General features: G+C 64.7%; 4 protein-coding genes. All 4 read right to left on the reverse strand.

The window, feature by feature from the left end:
- Nucleotides 1–10623 (reverse strand): non-ribosomal peptide synthetase (locus A5625_RS04735; RefSeq protein WP_156747937.1); only part of this gene is annotated, 10623 nt, incomplete at its 3' end.
- A 435-nt stretch (nt 10624–11058) separates the two neighbouring features.
- Nucleotides 11059–12324 (reverse strand): glycosyltransferase, encoded by a 1266-nt coding sequence (locus A5625_RS04740; protein ID WP_066989525.1) that lies wholly within the window; start codon nt 12322–12324, stop codon nt 11059–11061.
- A gap of 156 nt (nt 12325–12480) precedes the next feature.
- Nucleotides 12481–13395 (reverse strand): sulfotransferase family protein, encoded by a 915-nt coding sequence (locus tag A5625_RS04745; protein ID WP_232003435.1) that lies wholly within the window; start codon nt 13393–13395, stop codon nt 12481–12483.
- A 109-nt stretch (nt 13396–13504) separates the two neighbouring features.
- On the reverse strand, nt 13505–14848 hold the full coding sequence (locus A5625_RS04750; RefSeq protein WP_066989527.1) for a wax ester/triacylglycerol synthase domain-containing protein: 1344 nt from the start codon (nt 14846–14848) through the stop codon (nt 13505–13507).
- Nucleotides 14849–14971 lie beyond the last annotated feature (123 nt).

Consider the following 14971-nt stretch of genomic DNA (forward strand, 5'->3'; position numbering starts at 1 on the left):
CCGCACCGAAAGACCAGCACCCAACGACTTATTCATCGCGGCCACCAACCGCATCGCCGACAACGAATCCCCACCCAGGTCGAAGAACGAGTCATCCACCCCAACCCGCTGCACACCCAGCACCTGAGCGAACACCCCCGCCAACACCTCCTCGACCGGGGTGCCCGCAGCGCGAAAACGGTTGACGTCCTTATAGTCCGGGGCCGGCAGCGCGCGCTTGTCCAGCTTGCCGTTGACCGTCACCGGCAACTCGTCAAGCACCACCACCGCGGCCGGCACCATATAGGCCGGTAACCGCTCCGCCAACGCCGCGCGCACCACGACCGGATCAGCGGTCCCGGTGATATAGCCCACCAGGCGCTTATCGCCGGGGCGGTCCTCGCGGGCCACCACCACCGCCTGCTCAACCCCCGCCACACCGCTTAACGCGGACTGGACTTCGCCCAGCTCGATGCGATATCCGCGGATCTTGACCTGCTCATCGGCACGCCCCAGATACTCCAACTGCCCATCAGCACACCACCGCACCAGGTCTCCGGTGCGATACATCCGTTGTCCCGCACTCCCGAACGGACACGCCACAAACCGCGACCCGGTCAACCCCGCCCGGCCCACATACCCCACACCGACGCCTCGACCGGCCACATACAACTCCCCCACCACACCCACCGGCACCGGACGCAACCACCCATCCAGCACAAAAAAACCCAGATGCGCCAACGGCACCCCGACCGGACTGGCACTGCTCTCCACATCGCGGTCCACGATCTCGCGGAACGACGCATGCACCGTCGTCTCAGTGGTGCCATACATATTGATCAGCCGCGGCAAACCCGGGTGACGGTCCAACCACCCGCTAAGGCGCTGAACTTCCAATGCCTCACCGGCGAAAATCACCGTCTCAAGTTTGAGCTGATCAGCCAGCTCCGGTGCCATCGCATCGGCGGTTTGCAGCGCATAAAACGCCGACGGCGTCTGGCTCAACACACTGACCTGCTCGCGAATCAGCAAGGCGTGCAGGTCTTCTGGTGAGCGAGTCACCGACTCCGGCACCACCACCAGCCGCCCACCACCCAGCAGCGCACCGAAGATCTCACACACCGACACGTCGAAAGCCAACGAATGCCATTGAGACCAAACCTGACCCGGCAACTCCAAGCTTTCGTCCAGCGACACCAACAGCTCGATCACATTGCGGTGGGTAATCGCCACCCCCTTGGGCACACCGGTCGTGCCCGAGGTGTAAATCAGGTAGGCAATGTCATCGGCCGCGGGCGCCGGCAGCGCGGTGGACGGATACGTCTGGATCCGGGGATCGGCGATATCGATGACCGCCACGTCATGGCCGTCGAGTCGCTCGGCCAACTCGTTGGTAGTGATCGCCGCGATCGGCGCGGCATCGCCGACCATGAATGCGATGCGCGCCGCCGGCACCGCCGGGTCGATCGGCAGATACGCCGCCCCGGTCTTCAGCACCGCCAGAATCGCCACGACCGCCTCGGCCGACCGCGAAAACAGCAGCGCCACACACTGTCCCGGACCCGCACCGACGCCGGCCAACAAGCGCGCCAACCGGTTCGCCGCCTCATCCAGCTCGCGGTAGCTCATAGACCGGCCGCCGAAGGTGATCGCCACCGCCTCCGGGGCATGGGCCACCTGCGCGGCAAACACCTCCGGAATCGACGCCGACACCGACACCGGCGCGCCCAACACCGCCCGGTTGGCCCACCCATCCAAACGCACGTACTCAGCAGCATCAAGCACATCCACCGACGACAGCCGCCGCGCCGGATCGACCGCCATCGCCACCAACACCCGCTCCAACCGGTCGATCAGCGTCTCAATGCTGCGGGCGTCGAAAACGTCGGTGCGAAACTCCACAGTCCCGCCGATCCCGGCGGGCTCACCTGCCCGGCTCCAGCGTTCCGAGAGGGTGAATGTCAGGTCCATGCGGGCGGTGTGGGTGTCCAGCGGCAGCGAAGTGACCTGCAGATCACCCAACGCCAGCGCGGCGGGCTCACCCGTGCCCAGCCCAGGCAGGTTCTGCCAGGCCAACATCACCTGGACCAACGGATGATGAGTCAACGAACGGGCCGGATTGAGCCGTTCCACCAGCACCTCGAAAGGCAAATCCTGGTGGTCATAGGCGGCCAGGCTGCGTTGTTGGACCTGGGCCAAAAGCTCAGCGAAGGTCGGATTGCCCGCCATATCGACCCGCAGCACCAAGGTGTTGACGAAAAAGCCCACCAGTTCATCCAGCGCGGGATCGCGCCGTCCGGCGACCGGGAACCCCACCGCCACATCGGAACTCGCACTGAGCTTGGACAGCAGCACCGCCAGCGCAGCCTGGATGACCATGAAGCTGCTCGCCTTATGCTCGCGCGCCACCTGAGCAACCTGTCGCTGCAGCTGCGCGGGCCAGTCCACCACCACACTGGCACCGCGGTAATCGGCAACCGGTGGATAGGGCCGATCGGTGGGCAGCTGTAAGCGCTCGGGCATCCCGGCTAGGGTGTCGGCCCAGTAGGCCAGCTGCGCAACGATGAGGCTGTCGCTGTCGTCGAAATCACCAAGGACTTCGCGCTGCCACAGCGTGTAATCCACGTACTGCACCGGCAACGGCGCCCAGTCGGGTGCATGTCTGGCACACCGGCTGGCATACGCCGCACCCAGATCGCGCACCAGCGGGGTGATCGACCACCCGTCAGCAGCAATATGGTGTACTGCGGCCACCAGCACGTGCTCTTCCGCGGTGAGACGGAAAAGCCTTGCCCGCAACGGAATCTCGGCGGCCAAATCAAAACCATGCCCCGCCACTTCGGCGATGGCCTGCTGCAGCCGATCCCCCGACCAGCCGCTGGCGTCAACAACCTGCCACCCAAAATCCACCCGCTCAGCGGGCATCACCACCTGCTGCGGCACGCCGTCGGCCGCGGCAAACACGGTGCGCAGACTCTCATGGCGACCCACCACATCCGCCAACGCCACACACAACGCATCAGCATCAAGGCGCCCACTCAACCTCAACGCCACCGCCATGTTGTAAACCGGCGAGGGCCCTTCAAGTTGATGGATAAACCACAACCGGGACTGGGCAAACGACAACGGCACCGCCGCGGGCCGCTGCCGCACCGTCAGCGCGGACCGCGCCCGTTCCCGGTCATGCGTTCTGATCCAGTTGGCCAGCCCGGCCACGGTGGGCGTCTGGAACAGTGCCTGAATGGGGACCTCGACACCGAGTTCAGCACGCACTCGCGCGATAAGCCGAGTCACCGACAGGGATTGCCCACCCAGGTCGAAAAACCCGTCGTCAATACCGACCAACGCGACGCCGAGAACCTCGCCGAACAGGCCGGCCAATACTTGTTCCCGCTCATCCCGCGGCGCCCGATACGCAGCCCCACTGCCAAACTCCGGGACGGGCAGCGCCCGGTTGTCGAGTTTGCCGTCGACAGTCAAAGGCAGTGAGTCCAACACCATGATCGCCGTCGGCACCATGAACGCCGGTAATCGGGCCGCCATAAAACCTCGCAACTCAGCGGCTCGTTCGATCGCGGCGGGATCGTTGACGTATCCGGCCAACGACCCCACCCGGGTGCCCGGCAGGTACACATCCGACAGCGCCGCCTCGGTGGCACGGGTGTAGATCACGTCGACGAGCCCAGGTGTCGGCGACCAGGTCACCGCGGTCGCATATCCGAGTCGCTCGCCTAGCAGATGACACTGCTGCGGCAGCACCGCCTCCGGTGCCGATAGCCCGGCACGTAACTCGCTTACCGGCGCGCCCTCATCGGCGCTGGCCAGCGCCTCCGCCAGCGCCACATCCGGCCAGATCCCGGCATGCGGCACCCCGACCACTCGCAACTCCGGTACGTCCCGCGACTGCAGATATTCCCCCAGCGCGGCCAGGCCCTCGAACCGCTGCCACGGCTGCGACGGCAAGTCGCCCAGCGAGCGCACCTGCACCGGCGCTTTGCGCAGCACCACCTCATAGCGGTAACCGCTCAGTTCATTGACAGCGCCCATTTGCTTGAGCTGTATGTCCACCGCGGCGACATCCGGAAGGTGCTGCGGCAAACCCGCAAAGAACTCCGGCGCCAAGAGCAGTTCCTGCTCGGCCGACATTTGCCGGCGCACCCGCTCAACGACCGCCGCGGCTACCTCACCACCGGCTGAATCGGTGCACACCACCCCGGTGGTGAACTCCCGCAACAACGAAAGGTTGCGCACGTCGCCGACGAACAACGCCCCGCCGGGCGCCAGCAGCTGCATCGCCACCGCCAGCACGTCCAGCAGATAACCCGCACTGGGGAAGTACTGCACCACCGAGTTGAGCACCACGACATCGAAATGGCCCTCGGGCAGCCCCTCGGCCACATCTGCGGGCTGCACCCGCAGCCGCACCCGATTCCCCCACGGCTGCGATGGCACCGACGCCTGCAGTGTCTGGATCGTCGCCGCGGAAAAGTCGGTGCCCCAATATTCGTCGCAATCGGGGGCGAGGTGGGCCAGCAATAGCCCTGACCCCACCCCGATCTCTAGCACCCGCTGAGGCCGCAGTCCCCGGATCCGATCCACCACAGCCGTGCGCCATTCGCGCATCTGCTCCAACGGGATCGGCGCCCCGGTGTAACTGCTGTTCCAGCCACCGAAGTCCTCCCCTAACAGCGCCGCCGCAGCCGCCTGGGACCTCGACCCCGAATACTGGCCCTCATGCACTCCTTGCCACTGCCCGACGAGTTGCGCTTCTCGCTCCGGCTCCCGGACCAGCACCGTCTCCTGATCCGGCACCACGTAGCCCACCAGCTGCTTGTCGCCGAGGCGGTCCTCACGCGCAATGACCGCTGCTCGCCCCACCCGGGGGTGGACCGCTAGCGCTGCTTGAACCTCGCCGAGTTCGAGGTGGTACCCGCCGATCTTGACCTGTTCATCGGCAGGCCCGACATATTGCAGCTGCCCGTCGCCACCCCAACGCACCAGGTCGCCGGTGCGATACATCCGGTCCCCGGACTCCCCGAACGGACACGCCACGAACCGCGACGCCGTCAAAGGTCCCCTGCCCAGATATCCGCACGCCAGCCCGGCGCCCGCCACGTACAACTCACCGACCACACCGACCGGAACCGGACGCAAGCACCGATCCAGCACAAACAACGCCGTCCCCGGCGCCGCCGAACCGATGGGCACCACTTCCGAGCCAGCTGTCGCCGTGTCGAAGGAAGCACACCACGTTTCGGTCTTGAGGTAGGCGTTGACCAGCACCCGCCCGGGGCCCCACCGGTCGACTAGCTCGGCCGGGCAGGGCTCACCGGCCACAACCAGTGCCGCCGACCCCAGACCGTGGGGCGAAAGCAGTCCCACCGCGGACGGTGTCTGGCTCAACACGCTGACCTCTTCGGTCACCAACAGGTCGTGGAAATCCTCCGGCGAGCGCAGCACCGCGTCCGGCACCACCACCAGCCGCCCGCCGTGCAGCAGCGCACCGAAGATCTCCCATGCCGAGTAGTCGAAGGCCAACGAGTGACATTGCGACCACACCTGCCCCGCGGACAGCTCCAGGCCTACGTCGAGCGAGTCGAACAGCCGGGTCAGGTTGCGATGGGTGACCGCCACCCCCGCCGGAACACCGCCGGCACCCGAACGGTAGGTGATGTAAGCGATGTCGTCCGCGGTTGGCGCTGGTAACGCGGTGGCGGGATTCCCCTGGATTCGGGGGTCCTCGACGTCGATGACCTGCAGACCTTGGCCATCGAGCCGTTCTACCAGCCCCGCGGTAGTGATCGCGGCGATCGGTGCGGCGTCGGCCAGCATGTGCGCGATCCGGCTGTCGGGATGCGCCGGCTCGATCGGCAGATAGGCCGCCCCTGTCTTCAGCACGCCCAGCACCGCCACGACCGCCTCGGCCGAGCGCGAAAACAGCAGCGCCACGGACTGTCCCGGGCGCGCCCCGTAGCCGGCCAACAGGTGGGCCAACCGATTGCCGGCCTCATCGAGCTCGCGGTAAGTCCACGAACGTTCCCCGCATGTCAGCGCCACCGCATCCGGTGTGCGGACTACCTGCGCGGCAAACAACGCCGGAATCGACATCGGTGTACTCACCGGCTGGGTCAACACCGCCCGGTTCGCCCACCCGTCCAGAAGCGCGTGTTCACCAGCATCCAGCAGGTCAATGGACGAGAGCCGCCGGGTGGGATCGGCGGTCATCGCCGCCAACACCCGACGCAATCGCTCGATCAGCGTTTCGATGCTGCGGGCGTCGAAAACGTCGGTGCGAAATTCCACCGCCCCGCCGATCCCTGCGGGCTCACCGGCCTGTGTCCAGCGTTCGGCCAGCGTGAACGCGAGATCCATCCGGGCCGTCTCGGTGTCCACCGGCAGCGGCGTGACCTGCAGATCACCCAACGTCGCCCCGGCGGGCTCAGAACTCTGCCAGCCGACTGACACCTGGACCAGCGGATGATGGGTCAGGCTTCGGGTGGGGCTGAGCCGCTCCACCAGCAGCTCGAAGGGCACGTCCTGTCGCTCATAGGCGGCCAGACTGCGCTGGCGCACCTGGGCCAGCAGCTCGGCGACGGTGGGATCCCCGGCCAGGTCGATCTGCAGCACCAAGGTGTTGGCAAAAACACCAACCAGCTCATCGAGCGCGGGGTCGCGCCGACCCGCGACCGGCAAACCCACCGCCACATTGCTGCTGGCGCTGAGTTGAGAGAGCAACGCGGCGAGGGCGGCCTGGATGACCATGAAACTGGTCGCGTTGTGCTCACGACCTAACCGGGCAACCTGCTGCTGCAGCTGCGCCGGCCAGTCCACCGTCGCGCTGGCACCGCGGTAATCGGCAACCGGCGGGTACGGCCGATCGATGGGCAACCGCAGGCACTCAGGTATCCCGGTCAGGACCTCCTGCCAGTAGGCCAGCTGGCCGGCGATGGGGCTGCTGCCGTCGTCCAACTGGGCGCGTTGCCGCAGCGTGTAATCGACGTATTGCAAGGGCAAGGCATCCAAGTCGGGGGCTTGCCCCGCACACCGGCTGGCATATGCCACATCCAGATCACGCGTCAGCGAACTGATCGACCGCTCATCGGAGGCGATACCGTGCACCACGGCCACCAGCACGTTTTCATCGTCGGCGATGCGGAAAAGCCTTGCCCACAAAGGGATCTCGGCTGCCAGGTCAAACGGGTGACGCACCGCGCGCCCGATGGCCTCGTTCAGCCGATCTGCCGGCCAGTCGGCGGCATCAACAATGTCCCAGCCGAAGTCGGCCCGCTCGGCGGGCACCACTACCTGCTGAGGAATCCCCTCGACAGAAGGGAACCGCGTCCGCAGACTCTCATGACGGCCCACCACGTCGCCGAGTGCAACACCCAACGCTTCAACGTCGAGGCGCCCGCGCAACCGCAATGCCACAGCCAGGTTGTGGACCGCTGAGGGCCCGTGCAGCTGGTCAAGGAACCACAACCGACTTTGGGCAAACGACAATGGAACGACCGGAGACCCGGCACCGGCCACCGACGGCTCGAGCCCGCGCGTATCTGCACCAATCAGGGACGCCAACTGGGCAACGGTGGGCGTCTCGAACACCGCACGCACCGAAAGATCCGCATCCAGGGTGGCCTTGATCGCGGCAACCACCCGCATCGCCAACAGCGAATCCCCACCCAACTCGAAAAATGAGTCGTCCACACCGACGCGCTCGATGCCGAGCACCCGGGCGTAAATGTCGGCGAGGATCTCCTCGGTGTGGTTGGCCGGGGCGCGGTAACGATCGACACCGTGATATTCCGGTGCCGGCAGAGCCCGTTTGTCGACTTTGCCGTTGACCGTCAACGGCAACGCCGCCAAGCCCACCACCGCCGCCGGCACCATGTAGGCGGGTAGCCGCTCGGCCAGTGCGCTGCGGACCTCGGAAGGATCGGCCGTGCCGGTGACATAGCCCACCAGGCGCTTGTCACCGGGGCGGTCCTCGCGGACGATCACTACCGCCTGATCCACGCCGTTCAGCCCGGACAGCACCGCCTGCACCTCACCCAGCTCGATGCGATAGCCGCGGATCTTGACCTGCTCATCGGCGCGCCCCAGATACCGCAACTGCCCGTCAGCGCCCCAACACACCAGATCCCCGGTGCGATACATGCGAGCGCCGGGGCCGCCGAACGGGCACGCCACAAACCGTGACGCCGTCAAACCGGCCCGACGTAGGTAGCCGACACCGACGCCTCGACCGGCCACGTACAGCTCCCCGACCACCCCGGCCGGCACCGGACGCAACCACCCATCCAGCACAAAAAGCGCCGCCCCCGAGACCGGCGAACCGATCGGCAGACTCCCCGATCCCGGGGTCAATGGCGCGCTGATTGCGACGTCTACCGTCGTCTCGGTCGGGCCGTAGACGTTGATCATCACCCGTCCGGTCGCCCACCGGTCCACCACGTCGGCAGGGCAGGGCTCAGCACCCACCAGCAAAGCCACCGACTCCAAGCCCGTAGGTGACAGCACGCCCAGCGCGGAGCCGGTTTGGCTTAATACGCTGACCTGCTCGGCAACAAGCAGGGCGTGGAAGTCTTGGGGTGAGCGCGCCACCGCTTCGGGCACCACCACCAGCCGGCCACCACCGAGCAGCGCACCGAAGATCTCCTGGACGGAGGCGTCGAAGCCCAACGAATGCCACTGTGACCACACGCCCTCTGCTGGCAGAGTTGCATGCAGCGATCCCACTAGCTGTACGACGTTATGGTGGGTAATGGCCACGCCTTTGGGGACGCCGGTGGTGCCAGAGGTATAGATCAGGTACGCGATGTTGTCGGGCGCCGGCGCCGGTAGCGCGGTGTTGGGTTGGGTCTCGACAACGGGGTCGCCGATATCGAGGACGGGCAGATCGCACCCCGCTAGCCGCGCGCGCAGGCCGCCGGTGGTGATCACGGCTGTCGGCGCGGCGTCGGCGAGCATGAACTCCATCCGGCCCGCTGGCAGAGCCGGGTCGATCGGCAGGTAGGCGGCCCCCGTTTTCAGCACGGACAAAATGGCCACGATCGCTTCGGCCGAACGCGAAAACAGCAGCGCCACAGAGTTTCCCGGACCCGCGCCTTGGCCACGCAGCCGGTGCGCCAACCGGTTCGCGGCCTCATCGAGCTCCCGATACGTCATGGAGCGGCCCTCGAAGGTGAGCGCCACCGCCTCGGGGGTGCGCGCCACCTGCGCGGCGAACAACGCCGGAATCGACACCGGAGCACTTCCCGGTTCGGTCAGCGCCGCCCGGTTACCCCACTCACCCAGCCGCGCGTGCTCACTGCCATCCAGCATGTCCAGTGACGACAGTGACCGCTCCGGCTGAGCGATCATCGCCGCCAGCACGCGCTCCAAGCGCTGGGTTAAATCGTCGGCGTCGCTATTAGTAAACAGCTCCCCGGCACCCGCCGCGCTTAGAAAAAGCTGATCACCATCTCTTGTGAATAGCAGTCCGAATTGGTCCACCAAGCCAGAATTAGTCAGGGTCGCCTCTGCCGGGTAACCATTAAGATCCGCCATATATGTAGGCGGAATGAAATTAACAGCTACTCGATTCGTCGCACGCCTGAAGCCGTGCAGTCGCGCCTTCTGTTCAATAACGTGCACCGGGAACCGCTGATGTTGTAATGCTTCTCGTAATCTGGTATCGACATGCTCGCAAAAAGCGGCTACCGTCGATCCGGGCGAAGCTTTCACCATTAACGGCACAGCCCCGGACACCATTCCGGGCACCAGCCTTGCTTCGGGACGCACGCGCCGTGTTACCGGAAAATCGAGCACCACCTCCGAAGCCTCGACATCATAGCCGCGCACCAGCAGCGCGCATGCCGCGGTAATCACCGACGAGCGACGCACCCCCAACGCCTGCGACAGATCGCGAATGCCGCCAACGATGACAGGATCGATTTCGGTCGGCGCAGAACAACCATCCGAGTCACCCCGGCCCGTGTCATTCGCTAACCGATAACGCAGTTCTCTTTCCGGGGGAAGGTTATTGGTCCAATAAGCCTGATCATCGAGATATTCAGGAGAGGTCTCGTATTCTAATTCATACTCAACCAAATCACGCAGCGAACCGAAAAAATTGGGAGGAATCAGATCCCCAGAAGTAATTGCATTGTAGACCGCTGCAATCCGATGACAGAAAAGACCCAGTCCTAGTCCGTCCGCCACTATATGATGGCAGCATAGGAAACAATAAAATTCATCTACCTGCGTCTGCAGCAAAGCGAATTTGAACAGCGGGCCGCTTAGCGGCATCGGCGTCCCTTGTATCGATGCCGCTAACCGATGTGCGTCTTCTGTGGGGTCCGCTGAGCCCCTGAGGTCATAGCGAGCGAGCTCGATGTCGGGGTAATCAACCAGCTTTTGGAAAACCTGACCATCTACCTGGAAAAACGAGGCTCTCAGGGGCTCAGCCTCGTGCACGACTTGACGGATCGCAGCCTCAAGCGAAGGAGTATCGACTGGACCCGCGATGCGCACCAACGCACCCAGCTGCCACTTGGCACCAAAGCGACCCGATTCCTCGGCAAGCCAAATGTCCAGCTGCGCCCGCGTTAGCGGAAGGAGATGATTGTGAAGTTCTGCGTTAGCCCCCGATGAGGGCCGGCTCACTTCTCAGAACAGGACCGGCCCGCTGCCAGCCCCTCGGGCAGAATTGTGCACCGGGTGCCAGCGCCCTTGCTTTCGATGTGGCCGAAACGAGCAGCCCAGCCTACTTCGCGGTAAACCACCGGCCAGCCAGCCGAGATGTGCTGGAAGGTCGGCCGGGGGCTACTTTGCTCCCCGCGGTTGGCCCTCACACGCGATCTGCGATACCTGTCATCAAACACAGTGATACTCATCAATTCCCCTAGATCCCGATTATCTAGTCGACATGAGTGGAACAAGGTCCCTACCCTACTCGAGTACAATAGGGTGCCGATCGCCCGGTGACCAGGGGTCACGCGAAAAGGCTTGGGGTCATCACTTCAGCGGACAGAAACTACGCGTTTACCGCCGGTGGTGCCATGAAAGCCGCGCCTGCACGGCCCAGGGCTTCGGGCCAAGTTATCGATAACTCGGGCGCGCGTGCTTCTCCACCGCATCAGCTGCGGCGGCAGCGCTTTCGGCGGAGGTCGTCATGCGGCCGGCGAGCTCGCGGGCGCGGCTCACATATTCCGGCGCGAGTATCTGGCGGAGGTCCGCGACCAATGACTGCTGGGTAGCACTCCAAAAGCGCCGCGAGGTGCCGACCTTCAGTCGTTTGACCCGCTCCCCCCAAATCGTCTGATCGATATCCGTCGAGAGAATCAACGTGGGGACTCCGGCGCGCAGGCCCATGGCGGTGGTCCCGGTACCGCCGTGGTGCACGACCGCGCGGCACGCCGGAAATGCGGCTGCGTAATTCATTTCGTCCACAACCTTGACATGCTCGAAGTGGGCCGCGTCGCGGAAGTCGGTGCCCGCGGAGCACACCAACGCCCGCTCGCCTAGCTGCGCGCAGGCGGCGCTGATCATGGCGATCGTGTCGGCCGGAGATTTCACCGGTGTGCTGCCGAAGCCGAAGAAAATGGGCGGTGTTCCCGCGGCGATCCACGACGCGACTTCGTCATCGGCATCCGTCGGCAAGTCCATCGTCAACGCGCCGACAAAAGGGCGTTGGCCATCCCATTTCGCCCATTCCGTTGCGAGCTCAGGAAAGCAAACCTCGTCGTAGGCCTGAATATCCAGCCATCCGCGTTCGGCGACCCGTCGTGGCAGTGGACGAGTGGCCCTGGGCAGGCCCAATTCACGGCGCTGCGTGTCCTCGAGTTTCTTCGCCGCTCGCCAAGCCACCCACTCGTACATCGTCATTGCGGAACGGCCCACCGCCGCTGGCAGGAAGGACAGGAACTGACCGCTGGCCCGCACCGGAAAGATATGGACCGGGGCCAATGGGATGTCGTAGTATTCCGCGACGTTTGCTGCTGGCTGTTCAAAATTCAGGCCGGTGACCAGCAGGTCGGCCCCGTCCGCAAGCGACTTCAGCGTGGCGCAGATCTCCTCCCAGCGCTGGACGACGGGGCCCGCGATCTCGCGGCGCAACCTGATCAGTTCGCGGATCTTCCAGAAGTTGCGGAAGAAGTAGGTCCAAAAAGTGCGGTGGGCGTCCAGAATGGGCCGCACCTCCGGTCCGAGTGCGACCGTCGCAAGCCCGACCGACTCGGCGAAGCCAACCATGTCAGGCGGGACGGCCATGCGCACGTCGTGCCCGCGACGCAGCAGTTCACGGCCAAGTGAGACACACGGCTCGACATCGCCGCGACTCCCGTAGGTTGCCAGCGCGAATTTCATTGCGAATCAAGGCCTTTCACATCCCGTATGCGTTCTGCGAAAATGAAAGCGGCGGCCTCGCGTTTCCCGCCTCAACCGCCCGGCAGCATAACCCGAAACCGGCACTATCGATCCACAATCCGGAGTTTTGGTCAAGCGGCGGCTTAGCCCTCGGTTTCAGGCCCACGTGCCTTTGCGTCGGTGAACGAGTGCGGCGATTTCGAGGATGAGTTTGCGCGGAACAAAGCGCTGCGCCTTGGTGACCCGCTGATAGTTGTCTAGCACGCCGCGCAAGCGTGGTTCGCCGGCACGGTAGTCGTCGAAGACACGGTCGAGTTCGTCTTGGTTCCATGTGTCACCACCCGCGGCCCGCTGCAGATTGCGGTAGGTAGTGGTCAGCCAGTCGGTGCCGAATGGTTCCGGGCATGCGGATCCGTCGGCCTGCTGGTGACATTCGTCGGCGGCGAGGAATTCACTGATCGCGGTGTCATCGGGGTTGAGAACGATGTCTAGGGCGGTGGCGATCCTTTTGACTTCCCGACGCCAATCCTCAAGGAGATAGGAATATTCCAAGAACACTCGCGGCAGCCCCCGCGTGTAACGTTCAGCGAGCAGACTGTTTTTCAGCCAGAGCGCGGCGGCGAGTTCGGGTGTGACTATTGGCATCATCGCGGTGACGGACTTGATGACTTCCTGTGGATGGCGTACCGCGATGACGGCACCGATGTCGAAACCCGCAATGCGGGCGGCTTCGAACCACATACCGGCTATTGGAGTTATCTGAAGATCCTTGATGACGTAGAGGTCCGACTGCGGCAACGCGGTGAGGTAGGTGCTGATTTCGGCGATGTCTTGTCTGTCGGTGGGTTCGTCGAGAAGGCGCAGTGTGGGGTCGGCGGACGTGCTGTGGTGGCGGCGCAGGATTTTTTCGTTGAGGAAGCTGGCTTCGCGTGGCTCCCAGAAGCCACGTGGGTTGCCTTTCGCGGCGCCGATCATGCCGGGTGGAAGCGCGGCCCCGGACAGCGACAGGACGCGTGTCATCGCGGAGGTGCCGGATCGGGCCATTCCCAACACGAACAAGACGGTTGTCATTAGCCCCTACCCTTGGCGAATCACTCGGTTACAAATCGGGCGCGTCGAACTGGACCCGGTTAGACGGGGAAATAGTACGCGAGGGCCGGCATTCTGCCGATATGGTTCGTCACTGCTGTGCGATCGGAGGGGCCCCAATATAAATGCCGGTGAGCGAGAAGTCATTCAAGGCGTTCGAAAGGTCTTGTCGCAATGCTTCTTTCGAGTTGGTATAGCCCGGCTGATAAACAGTGGCCGAGACGAAGACATGCCCCTGCGCAATTCCGGACAACACGTACAGCACGCCGCCAATACGGTGCATCAACGCTTTGGTCACGCCACGATGCGAAACCCTCGAGGCCCAGAGGTCGGCGTCCGTGCCGTCGGGCCGGATGACGGCGGGGTCGATCACACCGATGTTGGATGCGACGACGGTATTGTCGACGAGCCTGACAAGCCGCTTGGGCAAAAGGCGCAACAGGGGAACAAAGGACATCACGGCTTGCTCGTCGTCGCCCGTCTCCCGATGGCTGATCAGCGCTTGCTTGATCCCGGCCCGGATCTCGCGCAGGTCCGTCGTCGCGGGTGCGGGGTCGACCGTGACGGTCAGATGGCTGACCGCATTGGCGCGCGTGTCACCGGCGGTGCGCTCATTGACCGGCATCTTCATCAACACCGAGCCGTCCGCGGTGACCCGTCCCAATTTATCGGCCAGGTGGGCCGCCACCCCTACCAGCAGCGCATTGCTAGTCCCGCCCAGTGCGTGGGCGCGGGCCTCCCACTCGTCGGCATCGATAAATGCCGTTGCCATTGGGGGCGTGAGGGATTCGTCGGCGCCCGTGGGCAGCCTCAGTGGCGAAGTAGACGACGCGGCTCCCGCACCCGCCCGGTTGGCACGCCGCGCCAGCCGTACTGCGGCGGCGGCGCCACGGCCGAGAGCGGGAATGTCGCGCACGGCTTGACGGGCGTCCTCGCGCAAGGCCTGCCACCGCCGGCGCGACCCGGCCGTAGGCCAGCTGATCGGGGCGTCGCGGCCATCCGCCGCATCCGCCATCGCTTTCAACAGCCCGACACCGTCGGCGAGGCAATGTGAGACGGCCAAGCTCACCGCGGCGCCGCCGTCGGTGAAAGGCAGCACCGCAAGGTGCCATGGGGGCCCGTGCTCGGCATCGATGGGAGTGTTGGCCTGCTCCTCGAGCCAGGCGTCGAGTTCTGCGCGCGGGCGCGGCGTCGCGACGATCTCAATGTCGGACGGGCCGTCGGCGGATACCCAGCGGTGCCGGCCGAACCGCAATGGTGACGGTTCGATGCGGCGGGGCAACCATCCCCGCTGAAGATGGTGGTGGAACTTCCGCAGACCGTCGATATCGACCGGGCGGTTGTACACCCAGAAAGGGTGTGGCATCGACACCACTCCCGTCGCTCGCTCGATGTCGAATATGAGCTGGTCGAACTGGTCCAGTACGTTTTCCATTGCCGTACCGTACAGCTGACCGCGTATGCTCGAAGCGCTTAATCCCAAATGACAACGGGCGCTGTCATTTATCGCCGGCGGTGTGCCGCGAGGGGTTAATCAGCAGGTCGCAACGGTCCAGAG

Origin of the sequence: Mycobacterium sp. 1465703.0 (genome assembly GCF_001672975.1) — a bacterium.
Classification (GTDB): Bacteria; Actinomycetota; Actinomycetes; order Mycobacteriales; family Mycobacteriaceae; genus Mycobacterium.

Excerpts from the sequence above, each read along its gene's own strand:
- A5625_RS04740 (WP_066989525.1), bottom strand. The coding sequence starts at position 12,324 with ATGAAATTCGCGCTGGCAACCTACGGGAGTCGCGGCGATGTCGAGCCG.
- A5625_RS04745 (WP_232003435.1), bottom strand. The coding sequence starts at position 13,395 with ATGACAACCGTCTTGTTCGTGTTGGGAATGGCCCGATCCGGCACCTCC.
- A5625_RS04750 (WP_066989527.1), bottom strand. The coding sequence starts at position 14,848 with ATGGAAAACGTACTGGACCAGTTCGACCAGCTCATATTCGACATCGAG.